Below are 24473 nucleotides of genomic sequence, written 5' to 3'. Positions count from 1 at the left end.
AGATGGGTAGCAGAAAATTACTCTTTCTGATAAACCCTAACATAATCTACTTCCATGCGGCTAGGGAAAGTACTTCTGTATGGATTTCCTCCGTTGTCTCCACCGATTGCGACATTCAATAACATATAGTGCGGTTGCTGAAAAGGATTAAAACCCGAACCATCTTTGTTGACTAAAACATTCATAGGTACTTTGTTCAACAATTGGTCGTCGAGGTACAAAGCGATATAATCTTTCTCCCAATCCATTCGCCACACATGAAATTGAGCTGCCCAATTGGCTCCTCCTAGCGAATCAACAGGAAAGGTATTACTATGCCATTCGGCTTGCTTGTTGGCGGACAAACAAGCGATATTGGCAAGCACTTTACCTCGGTAAAATTCCATCATATCTATTTCGCCATTGGCTGGCCAGTTTTTATCGACTCCTAGAGTCCACCAAGCTGGCCAAACTCCTTGACTAATATCAATTTTTGCTCTTAATTCGAATCTTCCATACTGCCATGTTTTTTTACCCGCAGTAATCATACAAGTAGATGAATAATCTATCATTGGCTGTTTTTTTCGCCAATCATTACTGCCTTCTACATAATTGGGATTTGGCTTTTGCTCCCTTCTTGCTTCAATGATTAAATATCCATTTTCGCAAAAAGCATTATCTGGCTGATACCATTGTAATTCATGGTTACGGACAAAGCCTTTTTCATAAGACCAATTTGCTGGATTGGGAGTGCCATCTTTGTCAAACTCATCCGACCAAGCAAGTTTATAACCTTCTTTAAGCCATTTTCTTTGAACGGCTATATCTTGAGCTTCTGAAGCAAAGTATGATAAAAAAGTAATGACTGAGGCAAAAAAGTATTTCATAGTTGAGGCATTAAAGGTAAAAACTGATATTTAATTACTGATTAAAAGCATCCAATTTCCAAGAGTCTTGCCAAGTAATCAACGGCTTACCATCTTTGAATTGTATCGGTAACCAAAGGTATCGACTATCTTTCAAATCCTTCGGATTCCATTTATCAGCCATAAAAACAAAGGCATCTTTTTTCCCTGCAATTGGTAAAATATAGGTTGATTGTCCATTGAAAGTTTTTCCAGCCAAAGGGCCATTCATTGGATCTTCAACCAATTTCCAAGGACCAAACAAAGATGTTGCCGTGTGTAAACTTGCTTTATTTGGCGCCCAACCCGTACAACCACTTGTAATTAAATAATATAAGCCATCTTTTTTGAATACTGCTGGTGCTTCTCTGTGATTACTGAAAAGTAAAGTATCTTCTGTGGTAGCCGATAAATAATCATCCGTCAATTTAGTAATGCGCAAATCATAGTTTTCACGAGCGGAGTAAATGTGATAGGCTGTAGCATCTTCGTCCACATACAAAGTCATGTCTCTTGACATGTGTCCGTTCGGGCGAAAACTTTTTAAATATACAAATGGTCCTGTGGCTTTGTCGCTAATGGCTACGCCTGCTCTGGCGGCACTATATCCTTTATTCGGTAATTCTAAATGAAACCACATTACATACTTCTTGGTTTTGGCATTATAAATTACTTTCGGACGCTCCACTAAACCGCCAATAGCAATTTCACTATTTGGGTCGTTCGATTTTGCCAAAGCAATTCCTTCATTTTTCCAACGATATAAATCTTTAGAAGAATAAACCGCAACGCCTTCCGAAGCACTTTTTCCTCTTTTTTCACCGTACCAATAATAGGTTTTGTTGATGTATAAAATTCCACCACCGTGGGCGTTAATTACTTCACCATTATTATCATTCCAGATACTTCCCGGTTGAAAGGCTTGTTCTTTTTTACTAATACTTCCTTTTTGTGTTTGGCAACCTAGCAAAATAGTCATTGCCAATAGTAGTACATTTGCAGAAACTCTCATTGTCTAATACGTTTGAATTGGATAAAATCACATGGTACAAAACTATGAAGAGATTGGAGTTTTAGAAGGGGGGATTTTCGTCAAAAAGGAGGGTAAAAATTCTGAATTGAAGTAATTGAAATTTACTACTAATGCTAATAGAAAAAATTAGATGTAGCAGTAACCATTTCTTATCTCTTCCTTTGTCAATCGGCAACCGCAAGGGTTGCCGATACAATTAGAAAAATTGTCAAGTAATCAGATAAATAATATACCGTAAATCAGTATCTGTCATTCATAATTCATTACTCACAATTCATATTTACCCAACATTTCCACGCTGTTGTTTGGCGTATTCTGAAGGAGGCATATTATAAATTCCTTGAAACATTTTTCGGAAATATTTGATGTCTTCAATTCCGACCATCATTGCTACTTCAGAAACCCGTAAATTACCAGTACTCAATAATTGTGCAGCACGTTTCAAGCGAATATCACGAATAAATTCAACAACCGATTGACCAGTAATGGCTTTAATTTGACGATAAAAAGCTGATTGGCTCATACCCATTTCTCGTACCAATACTTGCACATTAAAATCAGAATCACTCAGATTATCTTCAATAATCGCCATCGCTTTTTCTAACAATTGTTTGGTTTCATCTGGAATATCTACTTGGGTTGGTTCAAGCAATAATTGTCGTTGATAATACTCTCTGAGTAACAATCTACTTTGAAGCATCGTCAAGATTTTAGCACTCAAAATCAGTGGGTTAAATGGCTTAGACATATATTCATCTGCCCCTGTTTCTAAACCTTCTAATTCATGAACAGCCGCTACTCTTGCCGTTAAAAGCATCACAGGAATATGCGTAGTTTTAGGATGTTGCTTGATTTTTCGACATAATTCCAAACCATCGCTGATTGGCATCATTACATCGCTAATCACCAAATCTGGTAAAAGTTGCAAGGTTTTTTCCCAACCATCTAGTCCATCTACAGCGGTAAAAACCTCATAATTTGCTTCGCAAAGTTGTTGTAAGTACAAACGTAATTCTTCATTGTCTTCCACAATCAAGATACGAGTAGTATGTGGTACTTTTACAGGTATTTTTTCTAAATCAATATTTTCAATTACTGGTTCAGGCGTATTAATTGTTACTTTTTTTAGTTCAACCCCTTCTGTATGAATTTCGTGAACAGCAAGATGAGCCTTTCCAAAAGGAAGTTTTAACAAGAAACTTGTTCCCTCTCCTACCGCACTTTTCACACAAACTTCGCCAGCATGTGCTTCTACAAATTGTTTTACTAAAGATAAACCGATACCTGTTCCCATAATTTTCATGGTTTCGGTATGTGATGCCTGAAAATAAGGGTCGAAGATTTTATCAATTTCATCTGCTTTCATACCCATTCCCCAATCTTGCACACTGATTTCTAAGTAATTATCTTTCAGTTTTTTATCTTCAAAAATAGCATGTGCTTCTGGCGAACCAATCATCGAAACGGCAATCCTAATTTTGCCTCCTTCTGGCGTGTATTTAAAGGAATTTGAAAGTAAATTGGTCAGAATAATTTCTAATTTACTCCAATCAAAATACATATTGATAGGTTCGGAAGGAATACTCATCGCATAATCAAAATGGCATTCGTCCGCTTTCAGTTTAAAAATCAAGAAGATTTCCTGAATAAAATGTAAGATATTTCCTTGTGTGGCTCGCAAGGAAACATGACCAGATTCTACTTTTCTGAAATCTAATAATTGATTGACGAGGTCTAATAATTTACGAGTTTGTTGGTGCATTAATACGATTTTATCCTTCATTTTGGTTTCAATCGACATTAATTCTTCCATCGGACCAAGAATCAAAGTAAGTGGCGTGCGTAACTCATGAGAAACATTTGTGAAAAAACGGAGTTTTAAATCAGTGATTTCCTTCTCTTTTTCTACTTTGAATTTTTCTAAAGCCAAGGTATTTTCCAAAGCTTGGCGAGCCAAACTTGCCCGACGATACATAATAAATGCACTTACAAGCAAGCAAGTATATAAAGTATAAGCCCACCAAGTTTTGTACCAAGGTGGCGATACGGTGATACTCAAAATAACGGGAGTTTTTGACCATTTCCCTTCACCATTATAGGCTTTTACGACCAAAGTATATTCTCCTGCTGAAAGGTTGGCAAAACTGGCTGTTCTTTGTTTTGAACTTGTATAAACCCAATTTTTATTATAGCCTTGAAGTTGATAAGCATAAATATTTTTTTGTGGGTTATTATAATTCAATCCGACGAAGGCTATTGAAAAATCATTCTCACGGTCTTTAATAGTAATACTTTTCGTTTGGTCTAGTGGTTTTTCAAGTACTACTCTACCATTAATTTCTTCTCCAATTTGTACAGGTTTATTATAAATTTTGAAGTCAGTCAGACGCACCGCAGCTGCCTTAGAATCTGGGCGAATCGCCAAGGGATTAAAATAAGTAAGTCCACGAATACCGCCAAAATACAGCATTCCATCAGCATCTCTGGTTGAAGCACCTACTTTAAAAGAATTACTTTGTAAACCATCAGCCACATCATAATGCAACCATTGCCCCGACGAAGGTTTATATCTCAGCAAGCCATCACCAGCAATCCATATATTTCCTTCGGCATCATCTTGTAAACTTTCAATATTCGGATATGGTAAATTGATTCTTTGCACAATATCTTCACCTTTTTCATTGGTCGATATTTTGTTCAAGCCCCCGCCAATCGTTCCTACCCAAATATTGTTGTACTTGTCTTTTAGAATCGGCCAAGCGTAATTTCCACTTAAAGTATTTTTATTGTTGGCATCATAACTAAATTTGTTCAACAGTTTCACACCTTTTTCTTGTACTTTAATCTTTAAAATTCCTTTATCACGTGTACTTGCCCATAAAACATCTTTAGTTGAATCATACATTAAAAAAGTGTATTGATTACTCTTCAAAGGATTTTCTACTCCCCAATAGCGTTCAATTAGTTTACCTTCTTTGTCTAAACGGAGTAAGCCAAGTTCAAAAGTAGCTATCCAAATCGTACCAAAGCGGTCTTCTACGATACTTTCAATACTGGTATTATAAAAGGTTAAATCTGGAGCAATTTGTACAAAATGTTGCCTGTTTCCATCTTTAATTTTAGTAATGCCCAAGTATCTTGTTCCTACCCAAAGCGTTCCATCATTACTTTGATGAAAAGCAGAAACGTCAACGCCAGTAGCATCACCCGACAAATCCCTACTCATAAAATTTTGGTAGGTCCGTGTCGTTAAATCGTATTTTGAAAAACCGTTACGAGTACCAATCCACAACCAATTCTCCTTAATATCCTTGCGAATACAGTTGATATAATTATTGGGCAAAGTAGGATGTTGCGAAAACTGTCGCTGTAAATTATAAAATGGTTTACGGCGCAAATTCACACGATTAAGCCCACCTGCTGATGCCGCCAACCAAAGCGTATGATTATTATCTTCAAATACTTGGTGAATCCTGCCAGAATTGATGCTGTTGGGGTCATCATCTAAAGGTAAAAAAGTACTTGATTTCTGAATATCAATGGGTAATTCTCCTTTTTTCAAAGGGTTTTTCGGTGACCAAAAGTGTAATCCATAATTAGTTCCAACCCATAATTGATTAAACGAATCTAGGAAAATACATTCAATCTCAGAGATATTTCCTAATGTTGCTTCATAGTTTTTTGAGGTCAATCTTTTGGCTTTACTCACCCAATAAAGTTGTTCGCTTGTCGCCAACCAGAGGTCTCCTTTAGTATCAATATGTAAAGCTCTAATATAATCTGCCTTTAATGTTGAACGATGAATCGTTGAACTTTTTGGTAAAACATACCACAAACCTTGTGAGCGAGTAGCAATCCAAACATAGCCATCTTTATCGCAAATAATATTAGCAACTCTATAGGACGTTTTTTGATTAAGCGTAATTTGTTGAATACTTACAAGTTCGTTCTCATCATTTACTTTTAAAACAAATAAACCATTTTTACTTGTCCCCACCCAAATACGTCCCCAAGCATCCGATGAAATCGTCACAACATCTGATACTCTCAGTGTTTTTAGCAATGCTTTATTGATATTGGCATTTGCCTTTTCTGTAATATTTACTACTCGTTCGTGGTTAACATCCAGTAAACTTACGCCTGCACTTTCAGCACCAATCCACAAACGTCCTTTGCTATCGACATGTAAAGTATGAATACGATTACTCGGTAAACCATTGTCTGGATTCACGGGCATATCGTACTTCTTGAGTTCATAACCATCATAACGACTAATACCATTATTAGTACCCGTCCAGATAAAACCTGCATGGTCTTGTACCACAAACATGGCATCGCTGTGAGGCAAACCATCATTTACGGTGAGGTGTTCAAAACGAAATTTTGCAGTATTTACTTGCGCCAAACTAAGCTTGGAAACTAGCGTAATGGTTAAGAATATGTAAAAAAAATAGCACTTCATAAATATGTAATTCAATCCTTGGAATTTTGGATTTCGGCTTTCAGTCATCGGATTTCGGATGTCAGCTTTCGGATGTCGAATTTCGGTCATCTAGTGTTGAGCTTTATTTCCTAGATTGTTTTAATAAAAAATCCGATGACTGAAAGCTGACATCCGATGACCGAAATCCTATATCCGAAATCCTGCAAAGTTTATCATACTAAAGGGGAATAGCAAAAAGTTCTCCTCAAATAAGCCATAAAAGTTAAAAGAGCCTCAACTTATTCGCTTGGTCGAAAAACGATTAAGGAATTAATCAAAATAATACTTGCGATAGTTCTACGCTGATTTATTGCCTGAAATGATTGTAAAGGCATAACAAGATTTAGAATGTGTGATTTTAACCCCCTTTTTATACGAAAAAAACACCCTATTGGCTAAATTCTATTGTTTAGTTTTGCATTATTCAAATTTAATATTTGATAAAATGTAGTTCAAACTTCATTCCTTTTTTCACTAACTATGAGTATTCATAAAACCCCATTGCAAAAATTCAAAAAAACAAAACTATGATAAAATTTCTACGTAAACGCAGTCTCTACTGGTTTCCTTTGTGTAGGATTGCCTTGACGACAATGCTAGTGTTTAATGCGATGTTGATGGTGGCTCAGTCCGACGAACCTAAAACAACTGAGCTAGAAGTGTTTTCGCCCATTATCATTGACGAAAACGAAGAGCCTTTGGCAAATATCAGCATTAACAACAAAACCAAAGGACTCAAAGCAAGTACAGATGCTGCAGGTTCGCTAACGATTGGAGCGAAGAAAGGAGATAAATTAGAAATCTCTGCTTCGGGTACAAAAATTATGGATTATGTAGTTGGAGATAAAGTTTCGCCAATCATTATCCTTAACAGTAAAAATCCTGCGGTACTTCGTTCAAAACCTCTTCGTCGCCTGTTCAATACTAGCGTGCAAAGTGATTTGACGGCAACGTCTTCTCAAGCGGTTTTCAATAGTGATTTACAGAAATCAGCTGTTACTTCGGTCATCAGTGCTTTGTCTGGTAGATTAGCTGGTATTAGCACTAATCAGTTTACTGGTCAGCCCGGCTTTGATGGCACAAGTATTTCCCTAAGAAATCAAAGTCCATTGGTTATTATCGATGGTATTCCTCGTCAATTAACTGTTTTTGACCTTGAAGAAATCGAGTCCGTTACTGTTTTGAAAGATGCACTTTCTACTGCCATGATGGGTGTGCGTGGCTCTGACGGTGCTTTAGTAATTACAACTCGTAAGGGAAATCCAAATACTGCGAGAATGTCGTTCACAGCACAAACTGCCATTCAACAACCCTTGCGTTTTCCGAAAGCACTCAACTCTTTCAATTATGCTACTTTGTATAATGAGGCTTTGAAAAACGATGGTTTACCTCCTGTGTATTCTGAACAAGCTTTACAAGGTTATCAGTCTGGTTCAGACCCATATTTATATCCAGATGTAAATTGGAGAGACCAAGTATTGAATTCTTCTTCAAGACAAGACCGCTATACTTTTAGTGCGAGTGGCGGGAATAGTTTCTCGAAATACTTTGTTTCGTTCGACCACATCAATCAAACAGGTTTATTGAAACAAAGCGATATTAATGCCTACAGTACTAACAACAATTTTAAATCATACACACTTCGTTCGAATGTTGATTTACAATTAAACCCAAAACTTTCAGGCGGTATTTATTTATTAGGAAGAATTTTGAATGGCAATGATGCGGGTTATAGCACAAGTTCTATTCTTAATTCTATCATGAATACGCCAAACAATGCGTATCCTGTTTATAATCCAGATAATTCTTACGGTGGTTCGCAACAATTCCAAAGTAACATTTGGGCGCAAACGATTGGTTCTGGTTATCAGCAGAATTTCAAAAGAGATATGTTGGCTGACTTTTACTTGAAAAGAACTTTGGATGAAGTAACACCAGGTTTATGGATAAAAGCTACAGGTTCTTATTATGCTACGCTTTCTGAAAATATCTTCCGTGGTAAAACCTTTGCAGTTTTTCAAAGAAACCTTTCTCCTGCTGGCGTAGCAAGTTACCAACAATTTGGTGCTAATAGCGACCAAGCCAATGGAAACGGAATTGATTACCAAGGACGTTCAGACTATTTGGAATTGACTTTAGGTTACGACCGTACTTTCAATGAACATGGTTTCTCTGGCTTACTTTTAGCAAACCGTCAGAATTCAGTGGCTGGTTCAGATTTACCTTATACCATCACAGGAACATCAGGAAGATTCAGCTATAACTATTCGAAAAAGTATATTCTTGAAATGGCTTTTGGTTTGAATGGCTCTAACCGTTATCCAGATGGTGGCAGAACTAAATATGGTTTCTTCCCATCAGTTGGTTTAGCTTGGAACATCAGTCAAGAAGATTTCTTGAAATCTCAAGAATGGCTTTCGTACCTAAAATTATATGGTTCTTATGGTAAAACTGGAAATGATAATCCGGGTTACTTCTCGTACATCCAACGATATTTCGATAGCAACAGCGCATTTTTTGGTACAGGTGCTGGTTCAAATACTTCAATTACTGAACAACCACTCGCCAATGCAAACATTACTTGGGAAAAAGCTAATAAGTTGAATGTTGGACTTCAAGGTTCACTTTTCAATCAAAAATTAGGCTTTACTTTCGAATACTATCACATGAAGTATTACGATTTGTTGACCCAACGTGGACGTAATACCGCTTTGTTAGGAAATATTTTCCCTAACGAGAACATCGGACAAGTACAATATTCAGGTTTAGATGCACAACTTTTATATCAAAAGAACATCAAAAATGTAAGTATTTATGCCACTGTAAATGCAGGTGTTCAAGCATCAAAATTATTGTATTTTGATGAAGTAAAACAGCCTTTTGCTTGGATGCAACGTACTGGTCAGCAATTAGGACAAATATTCGGTTATCAGGCAGATGGTTTATTCCAAACTACAGCAGAAGCCACTAGCGCACCAAGTATTATTGGTTATACGCCACAAGCGGGTGATATTAAATATAAAGACCTTAACAATGATGGGCTTATTAACCAATTAGACCAAACGGCAATCGGTAATACAAAACCAGTGATTCCATTCGGAGCAAGTTTAGGTTTTAGCTGGAAAGCATTTGATTTCTCTGCTTTGGTACAAGGAGTTGCGAATAGAAATATTTACTTAAATAATGCTTCTACTTTCGCTTTCCAAAACGGTGGATTCGGTCAAGCATTTGAACAACATTTAGACCGTTGGACGCCAACCAATACAGATGCTACTTATCCACGTCTTTGGATTGGTTCAAATGTGTATAATCAGGCTACTTCATCTTATTGGGTGCGTTCTGGAGATTATGTTCGCTTGAAAAACATCGAAGTTGGCTTTACTTTACCAACAAAATTAGTGGGTAAAATCAACGTGAATTCGGTAAGATTCTTTGCCAATGCAGTCAATGTATTTACGTTCAATAAAGATAAATCAATTGACCCAGAAAGCTATCAAAGTAATTATCCTGTTCAACGACTTATCAATTTTGGTGTGAATTTAAAATTGTAAGCCTAGGCGAATAATCCTGAGATTTTTGTGAGAATATTCACATCACACAATTCCAAACTTCTGAAAAAAATGAATAAAAAATTATATACAAGCCTTCTTTTACTGGTGCTGTCGATGTCATGGACGGGCTGTGAAAGAGTAGAAACCGAACCTCGTGATTGGATTAAAGAGGATTTGGTTTGGGATGAGCAAGATAAAAATGCTACGTTAGCCATTTTCTTCTTGAATGATATTTACAATTATATTCCAACGGGTTTCAACCGAATTGGTGGCGATTTCCTAGACGCTGGTGCTGGCGATGCACTTCCTTCAAGAACTAATCGTCCTGTTGAATATTATACCAACGGAATCATCAGCGTATTGAATAACCCAGACCCATATTGGGGAAATAGCTATGCGGGAATCAGAAGAGTAAATATCTTCTTGGCCAATATTGATAAAGTACCCGCTACGCCAGCCAGTATTGTTACTTGGAAAGCCGAAGCAAGGTTTATAAGAGCTTACCTCTATTTCGAATTGCTGAAAAGATATGGTGGCGTTCCTTTAATTGCCGATAAAGTATTCACGATTGAAGACAATCTGGCTTTGCCAAGAAATACCTTCGAAGAATGTGTAAACTATATCGTAAGTGAATGTGACGCCATCAAAGGCAATTTAACTCCTGAACCAGTTTCAGATAATAACTGGGGAAAAATTCCAAGAGGTGCTGCCATTGCTCTTAAAGCTCGTTTGTTATTGTATGCCGCTAGTCCATTGTTCAATGGTGGTGGTGTAAGTACCAATGCCAATTTGAAAACGTTGAATGGCTATGCTACTTATGATGCTACTCGCTGGCAAAAAGCACTTGATGCGAACAACGAATTGATTAATTTGAATTACTACGCTTTGCAGGCTTCGTACAATAATATCTTCACAGTGAAGAAAAACACGGAAATTATTCTTTCTAAACAAGGTTCAAACAATACTTCTATCGAAAGTTTGAACGCACCAATCGGATATGGTTCGCCAGCGGCTAGTCAAGGTTTGACGAGTCCAACACAAAATTTGGTAGATGCTTTTCCGATGAATAATGGTTTAGAAATCAGCAATCCACTTTCTGGTTATTTACCACAAAATCCATATAAAGACCGTGACCCACGTTTGGCTTTAACGGTTTTCTTCAACGGGCAAACTTGGTTAAGACGTAGCGTTGAGACTTTTGAAGGTGGGAAAGATAAACCAGGTGGTAATATAGTACAAACCAGAACGGGCTATTATCTCAGAAAGTTTATGGCTGATTTCTCTAACAATACTACTTACACCAACCAAAGCCACAACTTTGCACTATTCCGTTATGCGGAAATTATCTTGAATGCTGCTGAGGCTTTGAATGAACTAGACAAAACGGAAGATGCTGTAAAAAGAGTAATCGAAGTGCGTAAAAGAGCAGGCATTAAAGCTGGAACGGATAATCGCTACGGTATCAAAGCAAATATTACTAAAGACGAATTAAGAATCTTGATTCAAAACGAACGTAGAATTGAATTAGCTTTTGAAGAACATAGATTCTGGGATTTACGTCGCTGGAAAATTGGAGAAACCGCTTTGAGTGGTGCTGTAATGGGAATGAAAATTACCACGCAAGCAAATGGCACTTTCAACTATTCGCCTGTACAAATCAGTAATATGGTTTTCACAAAAAGACTTTATTACATGCCGCTTCCTTATGATGAAACTTTGAAAAACCCAAGTTTAATCCAAAACGAAGGTTGGTAAAATTGACTCAAGCACAATAAAATTCATTAGAATTTATGAAAAAACTAATATATATCCTGTTATTGCTTACCGCCTTCACTAGCGGTTCACTTTACGCACAGGGACAGCTCGTCGGTGGTGTTGTCGCTGATGCCAAAGAGACCCTTCCCGGCGTATCCGTTTTCGAGAAAGGGAAAACGACCAATGGTACTTTAACCGATGAAAACGGGAAATTTCGTATCACTTTAAAAGGACAAAGTGGCGTATTAATCTTTCGTTCTTTGGGTTATAAACAACAAGAAGTACTGGTTTCCAACAAATCAAATATCAATGTTACTTTAGAAACTGATGAAAAAAGTTTGGAAGAAGTAGTTGTTGTTGGTTTTGGTCAACAGAAAAAACTTACTTTGACCGGTTCAGTAAGTTCCGTTTCGGGTCGTGAAATTCGTGAAAATCCAGCAGCAAGTTTACAGAATGCTTTGGCTGGTAAATTACCGGGCTTTTTCTCTCAACAACCATCTGGTCGTCCTGGGGCTGATGGTGCTAACTTTTATATTCGTGGTGTAAGTTCATACAATGGCAACAACCGTCCTTTGATTATTGTTGATGATGTTGAGTTTTCTTATGACCAATTTGCAAGAATTGACCCGAACGAAATTGAAAGTTTATCCATTTTGAAAGATGCCTCAACAACAGCTATTTACGGAGTTAGAGGTGCAAACGGTGTTGTTGTAATTACAACTCGTCGTGGAAAAGCAGGACCGCCACAAATTTCGGTAAGAGTAGAAACGGCTCTTTCGCAACCAACAAAAATCCCGAATTATTTAGATGCTTATGAAAGTGCTAGACTTTACAACCAAGCACAAATCAATGATAATGCCGCTAACCCAAGTCCATCTTTCAAACCTCGTTTTACAGATGAAGATTTAGCTTTATACAAAAGTGGTGCTGACCCTTACGGTCACCCAAATGTAAACTGGAAAGAAGCACTATTCAAAACTTTCAGTAAGCAATACAGAGGAAACCTTGATTTATCGGGTGGTACAGAAAGAGTAAAATACTTTGTTTCAGTAGGTTATTTGAATCAAGATGGGATGTTGAAAGATTACGGTCAAGGACAAGGTGTAAACAGTAATTATTTCCACCAACGTTATAATTATCGTTCAAATCTTGACATGAGTGTTACTAAAACATTAGACTTACGTTTGGATTTATACGGAAATTTTGCCCAAGTAAATACTCCACAAGTTGGTAGCCCATTTGGTTATAACGATTTATTTTATGATTATAGTAGTTTCGCTACTTTGGCACCATTTGCTTATCCGATTTATAATCCAGATGGTTCATTAGGATATAGTTCTTGGAGTCGTAACGAAAACCCAAGTTATAATGTAAATAACGTAATTGGTCGTTTGTCGTATTATGGCTATAGCCAAAGTAATGAAAGTAATATCAACTTCATTGGTTCGGCTAAACAGAAATTGAATTTTATTACGGAAGGATTGAATATTCAAGGTCGTGTTTCTTTCACTAGCAATTACGCTTATACAAGAAGTATGACACGTGACCAGTTCCCATCTTTCCTTTATAATGCAAGTACAGATACTTACGAACCACGTGATCCTAACGTGTATAGAGTAAGAAGATTCTTCATTGGTTATGACCCAAGAAGTACTTCAAGAGTATTCAATATGCAGTTTATCTTGAATTATGATAGAACTTTTGGCAAAGCTCACCACGTATATGGTTTGGCTTTGATGAACCGTAATTCAACTACAGCATCTAACAGTAATAACGTTTACAACTTTATTCCAAACAACTTCCAAGGATATTCTGGTCGTTTAGGATACGATTATAAAAACCGTTATTTATTACAATTGAATGCTGCCTATAATGGTTCTGACCGTTTTGTAAGTGATAAACGTTTTGGTTTGTTCCCAGCGGCTTCGGCAGGTTGGAATATTTCTGAAGAGCCTTTCTTCCAACAAACCAATATTTACAAAACCATTGACATGCTTAAAATTCGTGGTTCGTATGGTATTGTTGGTAATGATGCTTTGGGAAGTGGTTTCTCGTATTATTATCAGCAAAACTATGGTACGGGTAACGGCGTAGTACAACCAAACTTTGGTTATTCAAGTAATGGTTACAATGGCGTTTTTGAAGGAACACTTGCCAACAACGACGTAACTTGGGAGAAAGAGAAAAAACTAGACGTTGCCTTAGAATTCGGATTATTGAATAGCTCAATTACTGGTAGTGTAGATTTCTTTGATAATAATCGTTATGACATCCTTACTACTCGTGGAACTGTTTCTGCCATTTTCGGACAAGGTTTACCTCCTGTAAATATTGGTAAAGTAAACAACCGTGGTTTTGAATTAGAATTGGGTTACCAAAGTCCTACTCACAATGGTTTCTCTTATTCAATCAAAGGAAATTATTCGGTTGCTAAAAACAAGATTATTTTCCAAGACGAACCTAGTTCGTTGTATCCGTACCAAGCTTATACTGGCAATAGTATCGGACAAATCAGAGCTTATACTTTCATTGGTTATTATAAAAATGCGGATGATATTGCGAGTAGTCCAAAAACTGCTGTACCAGTACAACCGGGTGATTTGAAGTATGCCGATTTAAACAATGATGGTAAAATTGATGGCTATGATATGTCGGTAACGGGAAATCCGAATACACCAAATACTGTTTATGGTATCAATTTAGGAGTTCGTTACAAGAGTATCAGTATCAGTGCCAATTTTCAGGGAGCGCTCAACTTTAACGTAAGAGGTACCGCTGAATCTATTCGTGCGTTTTCATCAAACTTAACCGCTATACACCAGCAAGCTTGGACACCAGAATTAGGAGATAATGCCAAATATCCACGTCTTACTTTATTAGGTGGGATTAGTGATCCAGGAGGTTATCCTTCTACATTCTGGTTTATTCCAGGCGACTACCTTCGTTTGCGTAATGCTCAGATAAATTTTGAAGTACCAAGCAAGTTCTCTCTAAAGCTAGGTATTCCGCAAATCCGTATTTATGTGAATGGTTCTAACTTACTTACGTTTACTAAATTAAGTAAACTGTATCAGTTCGACCCAGAGATTACTTCTGGAACAGACAGAGTAAGTTATCCGCCTCAGAGGTTAATTAACCTCGGCATAAGTGCCACATTCTAAGTGTTTAACCTTATTTGAAGAAAATAGTCATGAAAAAAATATTGTTAATTGGATGTATCATTGGTCTCCTTGCAGCTTGCAAAACTTCTGATGATTTCCTCGACCCCAAAACAAATGCTTTAACCGAAGAAACGGTTTTTAGCGATAGTACTCGTACAATGGCTTTCTTATTTCGTATTTATAGCGACGTAGGTTTTAGCTTTAACAAAGGCCGTTGGGATTCTCACGGAAATACCGAAGAAGCTACCGACGATGCTGAATATCGTTACTCGGGTACTGGGCAGAAAGCAGTAGTACTTTATAGCGGAACGGTAAGTCCGACCAATTTTCCATTCTTTGAATTTTGGTCAACGCCTTATACCAATATCCGTAGGGTAAATTTATTATTACAGAAATTACCACAAGCACCTTTGTCTGCCAAATTGAAAACTCAAATGGCGGCCGAAGCTCGTTTCTTGAGAGCTTGGTATTATCATTGGTTATTAATCAGCTTTGGTGGCGTACCAATTGTAAAAGATAAAGTATATGACATTACCGACTTTATCAATGAACCTCGTAATTCTTATGCAGAATGTGTAAGTTATTTGACAAGTGAATTGGATGCAGCGGCGGCACAATTACCCACTAAAAATGAGTACTCTGAACAAGATTACGGACGTATCACAAAAGGTGCTTGTTTGGCATTAAAAGCAAGAATTTTATTGAATGCGGCAAGTCCATTGTTCAATGGCGGTGCTGAAACACAAAATGCTGATTTAGCTAAAATTGTAAGTAACCCAACCTATGATGTAGCACATTGGCAAAAAGCAGCTGATGCAGCATTGGCAGTTATCAATTCAAACGAATACAGTTTGTATAAAGATAATATTACTGCACCGGGTAATGGCTTTGCTCAAGTATTTTTAGAAAGAGTAAACCCAGAATATATTTTCTTCCAAAACCGTGTGGCAAACCGTGATATGGAAGGTTTTTATAATATGCCAACCAGAGGTGGTGCTAATAATGCAATGCCAACTCAGAATTTAGTTGATGCTTTTCCAATGAAAAACGGAAAAGCCATCACAGATGCGACTTCTGGTTATGACCCCAAAAATCCTTATAAAGACCGTGACCCTAGATTTGGTTACTCTATCGTCTATAACGAATCTTTATATTACTTGGCTTCTGCTAATGCTTTAAGACCTGTTTATACGCATGAAGGTGCGGCTACAGACGGCTTTACTGTGGCAGGACAAACAACAGGATATTATACTCGTAAAATGTGTGATGTAAATATTTCTGCTAATAGTAGTTTCAATGCTAATAGAGGTTGGCCTTTATTACGCTATGCTGAAATTTTATTGAACTATGCCGAAGCTATCAACGAAACGGGAAAACCAGAATTGGCTTATCCTAAATTGATTGAACTTCGTGAAAGAGCAGGTATTGAGCCGGGATCAAATAATCTTTATGGCTTAAAAGCGGGCATGACTAAAGAAGAAATGAGAGAAGTTATCAGAAATGAACGCCGTATTGAATTATCTTTTGAAGACCACCGTTGGAATGATATTCGTCGTTGGAAAATTGCGATGGCTGTTAACAATGGATTCAACAAGCGTATGAGAATTATCAAAAACGGAACAACTTATACGTATGAAGTAACAGAATCTATCAGACGCCATAATTTCCGTCCAGAAATGTATCTTTTACCAATTCCAGATTCAGAAATCCGCAAAGCACCAGCAATGCAACAAAACCCAGGATGGTAATTGTGAATGAGTGAGTTGTGATTTAGTGAATTGTGGATAAATATAAAACCACAATTCACTAAATTCAAAAACTCACCAACTCCTCAATTATCTCATTCCCTAAATTCAAAAACTCCAAATTCAAAACTCACCAATCTCCAACTCGCAACTCACTAACTCACAATTCACTAATTCACTAATTCACTAATTCACTAATTCACAACTAAATCAAACGATACGCCGAAGGGTTCATTTGTAATTGTTTTTTAAAGAAGTTATTGAAATGAGCAGGTTCTTCAAAACCCAAACAATAACTTATCTCCGAAATATTCCAATCTGTATGTTTTAGCAAAGCCATTGCTTCGTTTGTCAGTCTTTCAGTAATTAAATCAGTCGTAGTTTTACCCGTCGTAGTCTTAATTGCCCTATTCAGGTGATTAACATGCACATATAATTTCTCCGCAAAATCTTTTGCCGAACGCAATGAAAACCTTTGTGAAGGAGACTCAATCGGAAATTGTCGTTCAAGTAATTCCGTAAAAACTGAGGTAATTCTTGAATTGGCATCGGGATGCTGATAAAGCCTTTCTGTCGGTTCTATCTTCATCGCAGTATGAATCATTTCCGTTAAATAATTACGGATAAGGTCATATTTATAGCGATAATCAGAATTAATTTCTTCCAACATTTTCAGGAAAATATCACTGATAAATTTTTCCTGTACTTCGTTTAAAAAATAAGCGGGCTTCCCTCCTATTTTAAACATCGGTAAATCATAAATATTACTCCTAAGGTTTTCTGTAAAGAAGGCTTCTCTGAAAATACAGAAAAAACCTGTTTGATCTCCCGAAACGGGTTCCCAAGTATATGGAACTTGCGGATTAAAGAAAATGAGTGTAGGTCCATCAATTTCTATACTTTTATCGGCATAATGATAAATGTTTCTACCTCGAATCAAACATACTTTATAAAAATCACGACGACTATAATTGATTGGGGGAGAATCTGCATCGTGACAATCCTCTAGCCTAAAAACATTAAAATGCCCTAAATCTTGTTTAAGATTTTCAGGAAGATAGCTGAATTTTTGTTGATAGAAATCTTCTAAAGTCTCGGTAGTTGACATCTCTTTATGGATTATTTAAAAGCCCAAAACCCGCTTAAAAAGCAGGTTGGGCATAATTTACCAAATTATCATTTGATTTAATACAAATTGAGATTAATTATCAAAGCCAGTGCTAGTTGCCAAAGTTCTAAAAGCTTCCAAATCTTGTTTTACGGCTTCCATTTTTAATTCTGCCAAATGATAAGCATCAGCACCAAGGAATAAATGCAATGGTGCTGATGGGTTTTCAGCAACTTCAATCATTACTTTTGCCGCTTTTATGGGGTCGCCATTTTGGTTTCCGTTATAATCATTTTCATGGATGTTTTGCACATCACGAACATTTTGATAATCCGTAATTTGGTTTTTGGGTACACTTAAAGAAGTATCATTCAAGAAATTAGTTCTGAAATATCCCGGAGAAACTACGGTTACTTTAATGCCAAAAGGTTTTACTTCAGTAGCCAATGATTCTGAAAAACCATGAACGGCAAATTTTGTTGCACAGTAAATTCCAAAGCCAGGAAACGCTCCTATAAAACCTCCAATTGAAGCAATGTTAAAAATGTGTCCAGATTTTTGTTGACGCAAATAAGGCAAGGCTTCTCTGATGACATTCAATGAACCAAATACGTTGACATCGAAATTTTGACGAGCTTCAGCATCACTTAATTCTTCTAAAGCTCCTACTAAACCATAGCCAGCATTGTTAACGATTACTTCTATTTTACCAAAATGTTTTACTGTTTCTTGAATGGCTTTTGCAATACTTTCTTCTTGATTAAGCTGTACAGAAAGTGGCAAAAAGTTATCTGAAACGATTCCAACGGCATTTTTTAGTTCTTCTACGTTTCTTGAAGTTGCTGCTACTTTATAGCCTTGTTCTAATAATTGTTTCACTAAATCAAGCCCCAAACCTTTGGATGCTCCTGTTACAAACCATACTTTTTGTGATGAAATTTCCATTTGCTAAATTGTTTTGTTTGTTAATTTTTATTGTTTTTTGACAAGACAAAATTAGACTGGAAACAAAACATCCTTATTGCGGTGAACAAAGCAATACTTACAAAATTCAAACAATTTATTATTTGCTATAGGCGATAGGCTGTAAGCATTAGGCAAAAAACAAGTATTTTGCCTAATGCGAGTATAACTAAAGTGAATTTTACATAATATACTGACAATCATTTTTTTATAAAAAACCAATCACCAATTACTAATCTCTAATCAATTTTTGCTTGAATCTTACTCCAACTCATTTCCTACAAAAGCCAAACATTGCATCGCAGCCAAGCCCCATTGTGCTACACCATTGGTAGAAATCGCAACGCCTTCTTCCACAGGATTAAGCACTGTCGGACCAACTAATTTTTTGATTTGCGTAGAAGGTTTTTTGATACCACCTTCTCCTGCATAAAACTCTTTCCAAGCACGTTTTCCTAATTCAGCATTTTTGCTACGTTTAGCAGCAAAAGCGGTTAGTCGAGCATGACCTTGTTCTAAATTTAATTTTTTCAAGCTTTCGCCTAATGCTGCTTTTTGTTCTTCGGCAGTTCCATTGTATAATTGACAATACTGTAGCCAAGCTTTTTCGAAAATAGGCATATCTACCACATCAATCAATTCTGCACAAATTTCAGCCAAGCCAAACACAGCACTTAAATGTGAAACCGATAGTTTTTTAGCATCTTCTTGACGGAATTTCCCTGTTGCCAATTCCATAATGGCACCACCAGTCAAAAAGCCATGCGCTTGTTCAGCAATGGTGCGCATACTGTTGAGTAATTTGGCTTTTACTTGTGGATTTTCAGTACGTTCCCATTCTGTTAGCCAAGCGGCTGATAATGCGCCCCAGTCTGTTCCAAAAGAAACACTAGCCAATTCACCTTTAGGGTCGGATTCTGGAGCTTTTTGTCCGATTTTTCTTCCTGGAATAATCGTTCTAAGCGTTCTATCTGCATTTACTTGTTCTCGCATCAAATCCCCTACTCTTTCGTCAGCTGTTAAGTAATAATAAAAACGGCGGTTGGCAGCCGTACTGATTCTCAACTGTTTGGCACTACAGCCCCAGTGTTGTACATTATGGCGAGAACCTAGCGGACTAAAACGTCCGATATGATGCACATCTACTTCGCCCGTATGGCGAGTCATGGCTTCTGCCATTCTGAAGACATCATTCCTGCCTGTTCTCAAGAAATAATACCAAAGCCATAAATCCGTTGAAAGTTCTGAATTATCCCAAGCAAAACCGCCCACATCATAACGCCAAACGTGTCTGTCATTATCATAACTGTGCATCACATCACCAAAATTCCAGAAACCATACCAACGACGTTGGTCGATTTGCTTTTTATAATAATCGAAGTAAAAATCTAGTTGACTTTCAATCTCTTGTTTTTTCGGTGAAGCAGTTTTTTCAGGTACAGAAAAAGCACTTCCAAAAATTCCTACTTGTGCCAAATACTCTGGTGTTGCCACCAATAAAGCTGGCTCTTGAATCTGCTTGGCAATCTCGACTAAGTTTTCACCAGAAGGTGTTTCTGATAAAACCCAAATTTGTAATTCACTAGTGCGAGCTACGCCAAATGGTCTGCCGAATTCTGGTTCATAATCTTCATAAGTAATATCTAAAGCACTGTATTGTTTTTCGTGCGTGTCTTCACCCATTCCATCATGGTAAAAACGTAAATCCATCGCTGGCGATTTTGGCGCCCAAAACCATAAAGTTACTTCTCCTTGTTCTGTATGAGCATTTTTAATATCAATTTGTGCAGGAAAACTTTGCCAAAAATTACGAATGCCAAAAGCAATTCCTCCTTTTGGTGTACCGAAATAACCAGTTCCGCTGGCACGACCACCGAATGCAGATTGTACCCACGAATGTCCTGCCTTTGTTCTTTTCTGAATATCAAAAGCATCAGGCGAACCTTGAAATAAAGTATAATCGCCAAAAGCTGGAATGTACTGAATGTTTTTCAGCACATTATCAGGCAATTGCGTAACCGACTTCCCTCCTATTTGGGCATCTAGTGCGATTCTTCCTGCATCTCTTCTTAAACCTGATAAACCTTGTACAGCTTCTGTAAAAACGCCTGAATTTTCTCCAACAAAACGAATATGTCTATCATACAACGCTTCTTTTAAAGGAACAGAAAAGCGAATGCCCAAACCTTTGATAAAATCTTTATTTTCGTCGCCATCATAAATAATGGTATGAATAATTCGGATGGATTCCGCTTCTGCATAGAAGTACAAACGAACGACAAAAGGCAATAAACTTTTTGAAGCAGTATTTTGATGCGAGCCTTCAATCTTCACAACGGCTCTGATGTCACCATTTTGTTCTACACTTACTTTATCTATTTTTCCTTCAAAAGTATCAATTTTAAATGTTTCTCCAGCTTCTACATTGTCTTGAACCGACAAAACCAATTTGCCATTTTGCGCAATAATTTGTCCCGCTCTTTGCAAAGAAGTAATTAAAGTTTGTCCTTTTTTATTGATTTCACATTGAATTTTTCCTGTGTCAATTTTGATGCTATTTGCTCCTTCTTGAATCTTTAAAGAAACCGCTGGCTTTACTGGTTTTCCTACTTTCAACTGAATATTATCCGCTAGTTTTTCATTTTTACTGATGGCATGAGCTGTCCATTTTAAACTTCCGTCTGGCCAATAAGCCAAAGGCCAAGTTTGAGTAGGAATATCGTCTCCATTACTTTTTAAGGTAAATTCTGTTCCTTTTTTGTGTAAACCTTTAGCCCAAGGAGTTCCCCAAGTGGTTCCTTTGAAAAATGGAGAGATTTGCTTGTCGAGCCAAGCGAGTGGTACAGCATTTGGCTCTGCGACGAATACTTTTTTTTCTTTTTGGAAATTAACAGAAGAAGCAAGCGGTAAACCTGCGGCAATCATTGAATTTTTAACAAATGATCGACGAGTAAACGAAAAAGGTGATTTCATATATATTGTTATTTTGAGAGTTAGTTGCTGAGTAATTTGACCGTCATTTTAAACTTCATCCCTATTGGAAAAATGCAAGTTTATTGAGCTCAGCTCAAGGCTAGAAAGCAAATTAATCTGTATTTTTACCCAATTTTACCTAAAACTATTCTTTGAACGCTATGAATAAAAGAAATCTTGTACTTTTTGTCTCTATACTAAATATCCTACTCGCTTGTAAGCTTCAAATTCATCACAATAAAATACTTTTTTCTGAAGATTTTCAAGGAACGCTTAATCCTAAAAAATGGGTTTCAGAAATAGAACCATTGCCCAATTCTAAAGTATATACTATTGATAATAAGCTTGTTCTGGATACCAAAGGTGGTGTAAGCGTTTGGTTCAATCAAAAACTAAAAGGTAATTATATGATTACTTTTAAACGAAAGTTTATTTTGAACGGTGGAGTAAACGACCGACTTTCAGATTTGAATGTTTTTTGGTTGGCAGAAGACCCTAAAAATACCAATCTCTTTACTCGTACTGGAAAATTTGAAGACTATGATAACATAAAAATGTATTATGTGGGCATGGGTGGCAATACTAATACAACTACTCGTTTCAGAAAGTATGAAGGTACAGGTGAAAGAAAACTTTTAGCCGAAAAAAATGAAGCCCAATATTTATTAAAGCCCAATCATGAATATCAAATCAAAATTATCGTTAAAGATAATATGACAAGCTTTTGGGCTGATGATGAAAAACTTTTTGAGGCGAAAGACGAGCATTTTCCTACACAATCTTACTTTGGCTTTCGCTCTACGTTTTCGCATCAGGAGATTTCGGATTTTAAGGTAGTCGGTCTTTAAGAAAATTACTCTCATTATTAAAATATTTAAACTCAAAAACTACATAACAAATGAAAAGAACAATCGCACTTTACCTATTTAGTTTTATTGTTTTCTGTGGGCAACAGACCATCGCCCAAGGCAAAAAACAAAATGTTAGCTCTAAAATTGAGCAAGTAACAGTTTTCACCAGTGGCGCACAAGTCAGTCGAAAAGCCAAAGTAAATCTACAAGCTGGCAAAACAGAATTAGTTTTTTCTGGCATTTCTCCCAACATTGATGTACAAAGTATTCAAGTAAAAGGTTTTGGTAATTTTACCATTTTGTCGGTTATTCATCAAACGAATTACCTCAACGAACAAAAGAGACGTGAAGAAACCTCTACTTTAGAAAACCAACAGGCAAGTCTAAAAGCAAAATTAAGAGTTGAAAAAAGTATGTTGGCAGTCTTCAAAAACGAAGAAATCATCCTGACCAAAAATCAATCCATCGGCGGAAGCAATACAGGTGTGAAAACCATAGATTTAAAAGAAGCTGTTGATTTTCAAAGAAATAGACTTTCGGAAATATTGATGAAACAAATTGAATACGAAAAAACTATCCAAAAAATAGATAGCAGTATTCGAACAATCGACTATCAGCTAAGAGCCTTGAACAATAACAAAGAGTACGCAACCAGTGATATTTTAGTAACGGTTTCAGCTAAGGAAATAGGGAGTTCTTCTTTCGATGTAAGCTATTTTGTAAAAAAAGCAGGATGGTTTGCTACCTATGATTTAAGAGTAAAAGACATTAGCAATCCGATAGATTTATCGCTCAAAGCCAATGTATATCAAAGTTCTGGTGAAGATTGGAAAGATGTAAAACTCACTATCTCAAACGGTGACCCAACCGAAAGTGGCATCGCTCCCAGTTTAGAACCTTGGTATTTACGTTTCGGAGAAAATACTGACCTTTCGAGAAACTTACAAGGCAGAGTTCAAGGATTATCAATTACTGGCAACGAAGTGTCTGGAAAAGTAACCGAACAGGGAACAGATTTACCTTTACCCGGTGTAATGATTAATGTAAAGGGAACTACTATAGGTGTTTCTACGGATTCAGAAGGAAACTATAGTTTGAAACTCCCTGAAAATGCCCAGTTCTTAATTTTCAACTATATCGGTTATAAAAGACAAGAAGCATATATTAATGGTAAAATCGTCAATATTGCTTTAGAAGAAGATAAACAGGAACTCAAGGAAGAGGTAGTGGTAGGCTATGGCGTTCAACGTAAGAAGAATATGACAGGTGCTGTCAGCACTATAAGCGCTGCTCCTTCTGCCCCATTAGTTGCCACGGAAAAGTATCAGCCCACTACTTTAACATTTGAAATTGAAGTTCCATATACGATTTTGAATGATGGTAAAATGTATTCGGTTGATATTAAAAACCAAACGGTGCCAGCGTTGTACGAGTACTTTGCTGTACCAAAACTAGAGAAAGATGTTTTCTTGACAGCGAAATTGATTGACTGGCAAGACCTTAATTTATTGGAAGGTGAAGTAAACCTTTACTTAGAAGGTGCTTATTTAGGTAAATCAATCCTCGATGTTCGTCACGCTGGTGATACGCTTAATATTTCGTTGGGAAGAGACAAAGGCATTATCATTGAACGAAAAAGACTGAAAGAATTTAGCACCAAGCAATTTTTGAGTAATTACAAAAATGAAAATAGAGGTTTTGAAATCAGTGTAAGAAATAACAAACAGCAAAGTATCAATATTGTTATTCAAGACCAATTTCCGATTTCTACGACGAAAGAAATTACGGTGGAAGAACAAGAATACAAAGATGCCACGCTAGATAAAGAAAGTAAAATACTTACTTGGAAATACCAGCTTCCTGCCAAACAAGAGAAAAAACACATTTTGAAATATAGTGTTAAATATCCTAAAAATCAGGAGATTAATTTAGAGTAAAGTAATATACATTCAAACAAAAAGCGGAT

At 36.7% G+C, this 24473-nt stretch carries 12 protein-coding genes; 6 read left to right on the top strand and 6 right to left on the bottom strand.

Going from position 1 to position 24473, the window contains the following annotated elements; all coding sequences use genetic code 11:
- Nucleotides 1-17: 17 nt before the first annotated feature.
- From VB798_RS14525 to VB798_RS14515, 3 genes are all read right to left on the bottom strand, one after another.
- On the bottom strand, nucleotides 18-866 hold the full coding sequence (locus VB798_RS14525) for a glycoside hydrolase family 16 protein (RefSeq protein WP_323259537.1): 849 nt from the start codon (nucleotides 864-866) through the stop codon (nucleotides 18-20).
- A 34-nt stretch (nucleotides 867-900) separates the two neighbouring features.
- A complete protein-coding gene (locus VB798_RS14520) occupies nucleotides 901-1896 on the bottom strand; it encodes a glycoside hydrolase family 43 protein (RefSeq protein ID WP_323259535.1) in 996 nt (331 codons plus the stop codon).
- 301 nt (nucleotides 1897-2197) lie between these two features.
- Entirely contained in the window at nucleotides 2198-6469 is a 4272-nt protein-coding gene (locus VB798_RS14515) for a two-component regulator propeller domain-containing protein (protein WP_323259533.1), read from the bottom strand.
- Nucleotides 6470-6927: 458 nt separating this feature from the next.
- On the opposite strand from VB798_RS14515, the gene VB798_RS14510 reads away from it, so the two are divergent.
- From VB798_RS14510 to VB798_RS14495, 4 genes are all read left to right on the top strand, one after another.
- The gene (locus VB798_RS14510; RefSeq protein WP_323259531.1) at nucleotides 6928-9951 is read left to right on the top strand and encodes a SusC/RagA family TonB-linked outer membrane protein; all 3024 of its coding nucleotides are present in this window, start codon (nucleotides 6928-6930) and stop codon (nucleotides 9949-9951) included.
- 69 nt (nucleotides 9952-10020) lie between these two features.
- Entirely contained in the window at nucleotides 10021-11706 is a 1686-nt protein-coding gene (locus tag VB798_RS14505; RefSeq protein WP_323259529.1) for a RagB/SusD family nutrient uptake outer membrane protein, read from the top strand.
- Nucleotides 11707-11741: 35 nt separating this feature from the next.
- The gene (locus VB798_RS14500) at nucleotides 11742-14867 is read left to right on the top strand and encodes a SusC/RagA family TonB-linked outer membrane protein (RefSeq protein WP_323259527.1); all 3126 of its coding nucleotides are present in this window, start codon (nucleotides 11742-11744) and stop codon (nucleotides 14865-14867) included.
- A gap of 29 nt (nucleotides 14868-14896) precedes the next feature.
- Entirely contained in the window at nucleotides 14897-16615 is a 1719-nt protein-coding gene (locus VB798_RS14495; protein WP_323259525.1) for a RagB/SusD family nutrient uptake outer membrane protein, read from the top strand.
- Between the two features lie 202 nt (nucleotides 16616-16817).
- Here the strand turns inward: VB798_RS14495 and VB798_RS14490 are convergent, their stop codons facing one another.
- The 3 genes from VB798_RS14490 to VB798_RS14480 all read right to left on the bottom strand — a co-directional run bounded on the left by VB798_RS14490 (nucleotide 16818) and on the right by VB798_RS14480 (nucleotide 21656).
- On the bottom strand, nucleotides 16818-17720 hold the full coding sequence (locus VB798_RS14490) for a helix-turn-helix domain-containing protein (RefSeq protein ID WP_323259523.1): 903 nt from the start codon (nucleotides 17718-17720) through the stop codon (nucleotides 16818-16820).
- Between the two features lie 93 nt (nucleotides 17721-17813).
- Nucleotides 17814-18665 (bottom strand): SDR family oxidoreductase, encoded by an 852-nt coding sequence (locus VB798_RS14485; RefSeq protein WP_323259521.1) that lies wholly within the window; start codon nucleotides 18663-18665, stop codon nucleotides 17814-17816.
- Nucleotides 18666-18944: 279 nt separating this feature from the next.
- Nucleotides 18945-21656: an exo-rhamnogalacturonan lyase family protein gene (locus tag VB798_RS14480; RefSeq protein ID WP_323259519.1), complete on the bottom strand. Its 2712-nt coding sequence runs from the start codon at nucleotides 21654-21656 to the stop codon at nucleotides 18945-18947.
- A gap of 161 nt (nucleotides 21657-21817) precedes the next feature.
- Between VB798_RS14480 and VB798_RS14475 the strand changes: the two genes are divergently transcribed.
- On the top strand, nucleotides 21818-22504 hold the full coding sequence (locus tag VB798_RS14475) for a DUF6250 domain-containing protein (RefSeq protein WP_323259517.1): 687 nt from the start codon (nucleotides 21818-21820) through the stop codon (nucleotides 22502-22504).
- A 50-nt stretch (nucleotides 22505-22554) separates the two neighbouring features.
- Complete coding sequence (locus tag VB798_RS14470; RefSeq protein ID WP_323259515.1) at nucleotides 22555-24444, top strand: DUF4139 domain-containing protein; 1890 nt, start codon at nucleotides 22555-22557, stop codon at nucleotides 24442-24444.
- Nucleotides 24445-24473: the final 29 nt, after the last annotated feature.

Origin of the sequence: Arcicella lustrica (genome assembly GCF_034930985.1) — a bacterium.
Classification (GTDB): domain Bacteria; phylum Bacteroidota; class Bacteroidia; order Cytophagales; family Spirosomataceae; genus Arcicella; species Arcicella lustrica.
The sequence above is the reverse complement of the archived record's forward strand: the minus strand, read 5'-3'. Positions and strand labels throughout refer to the sequence as shown.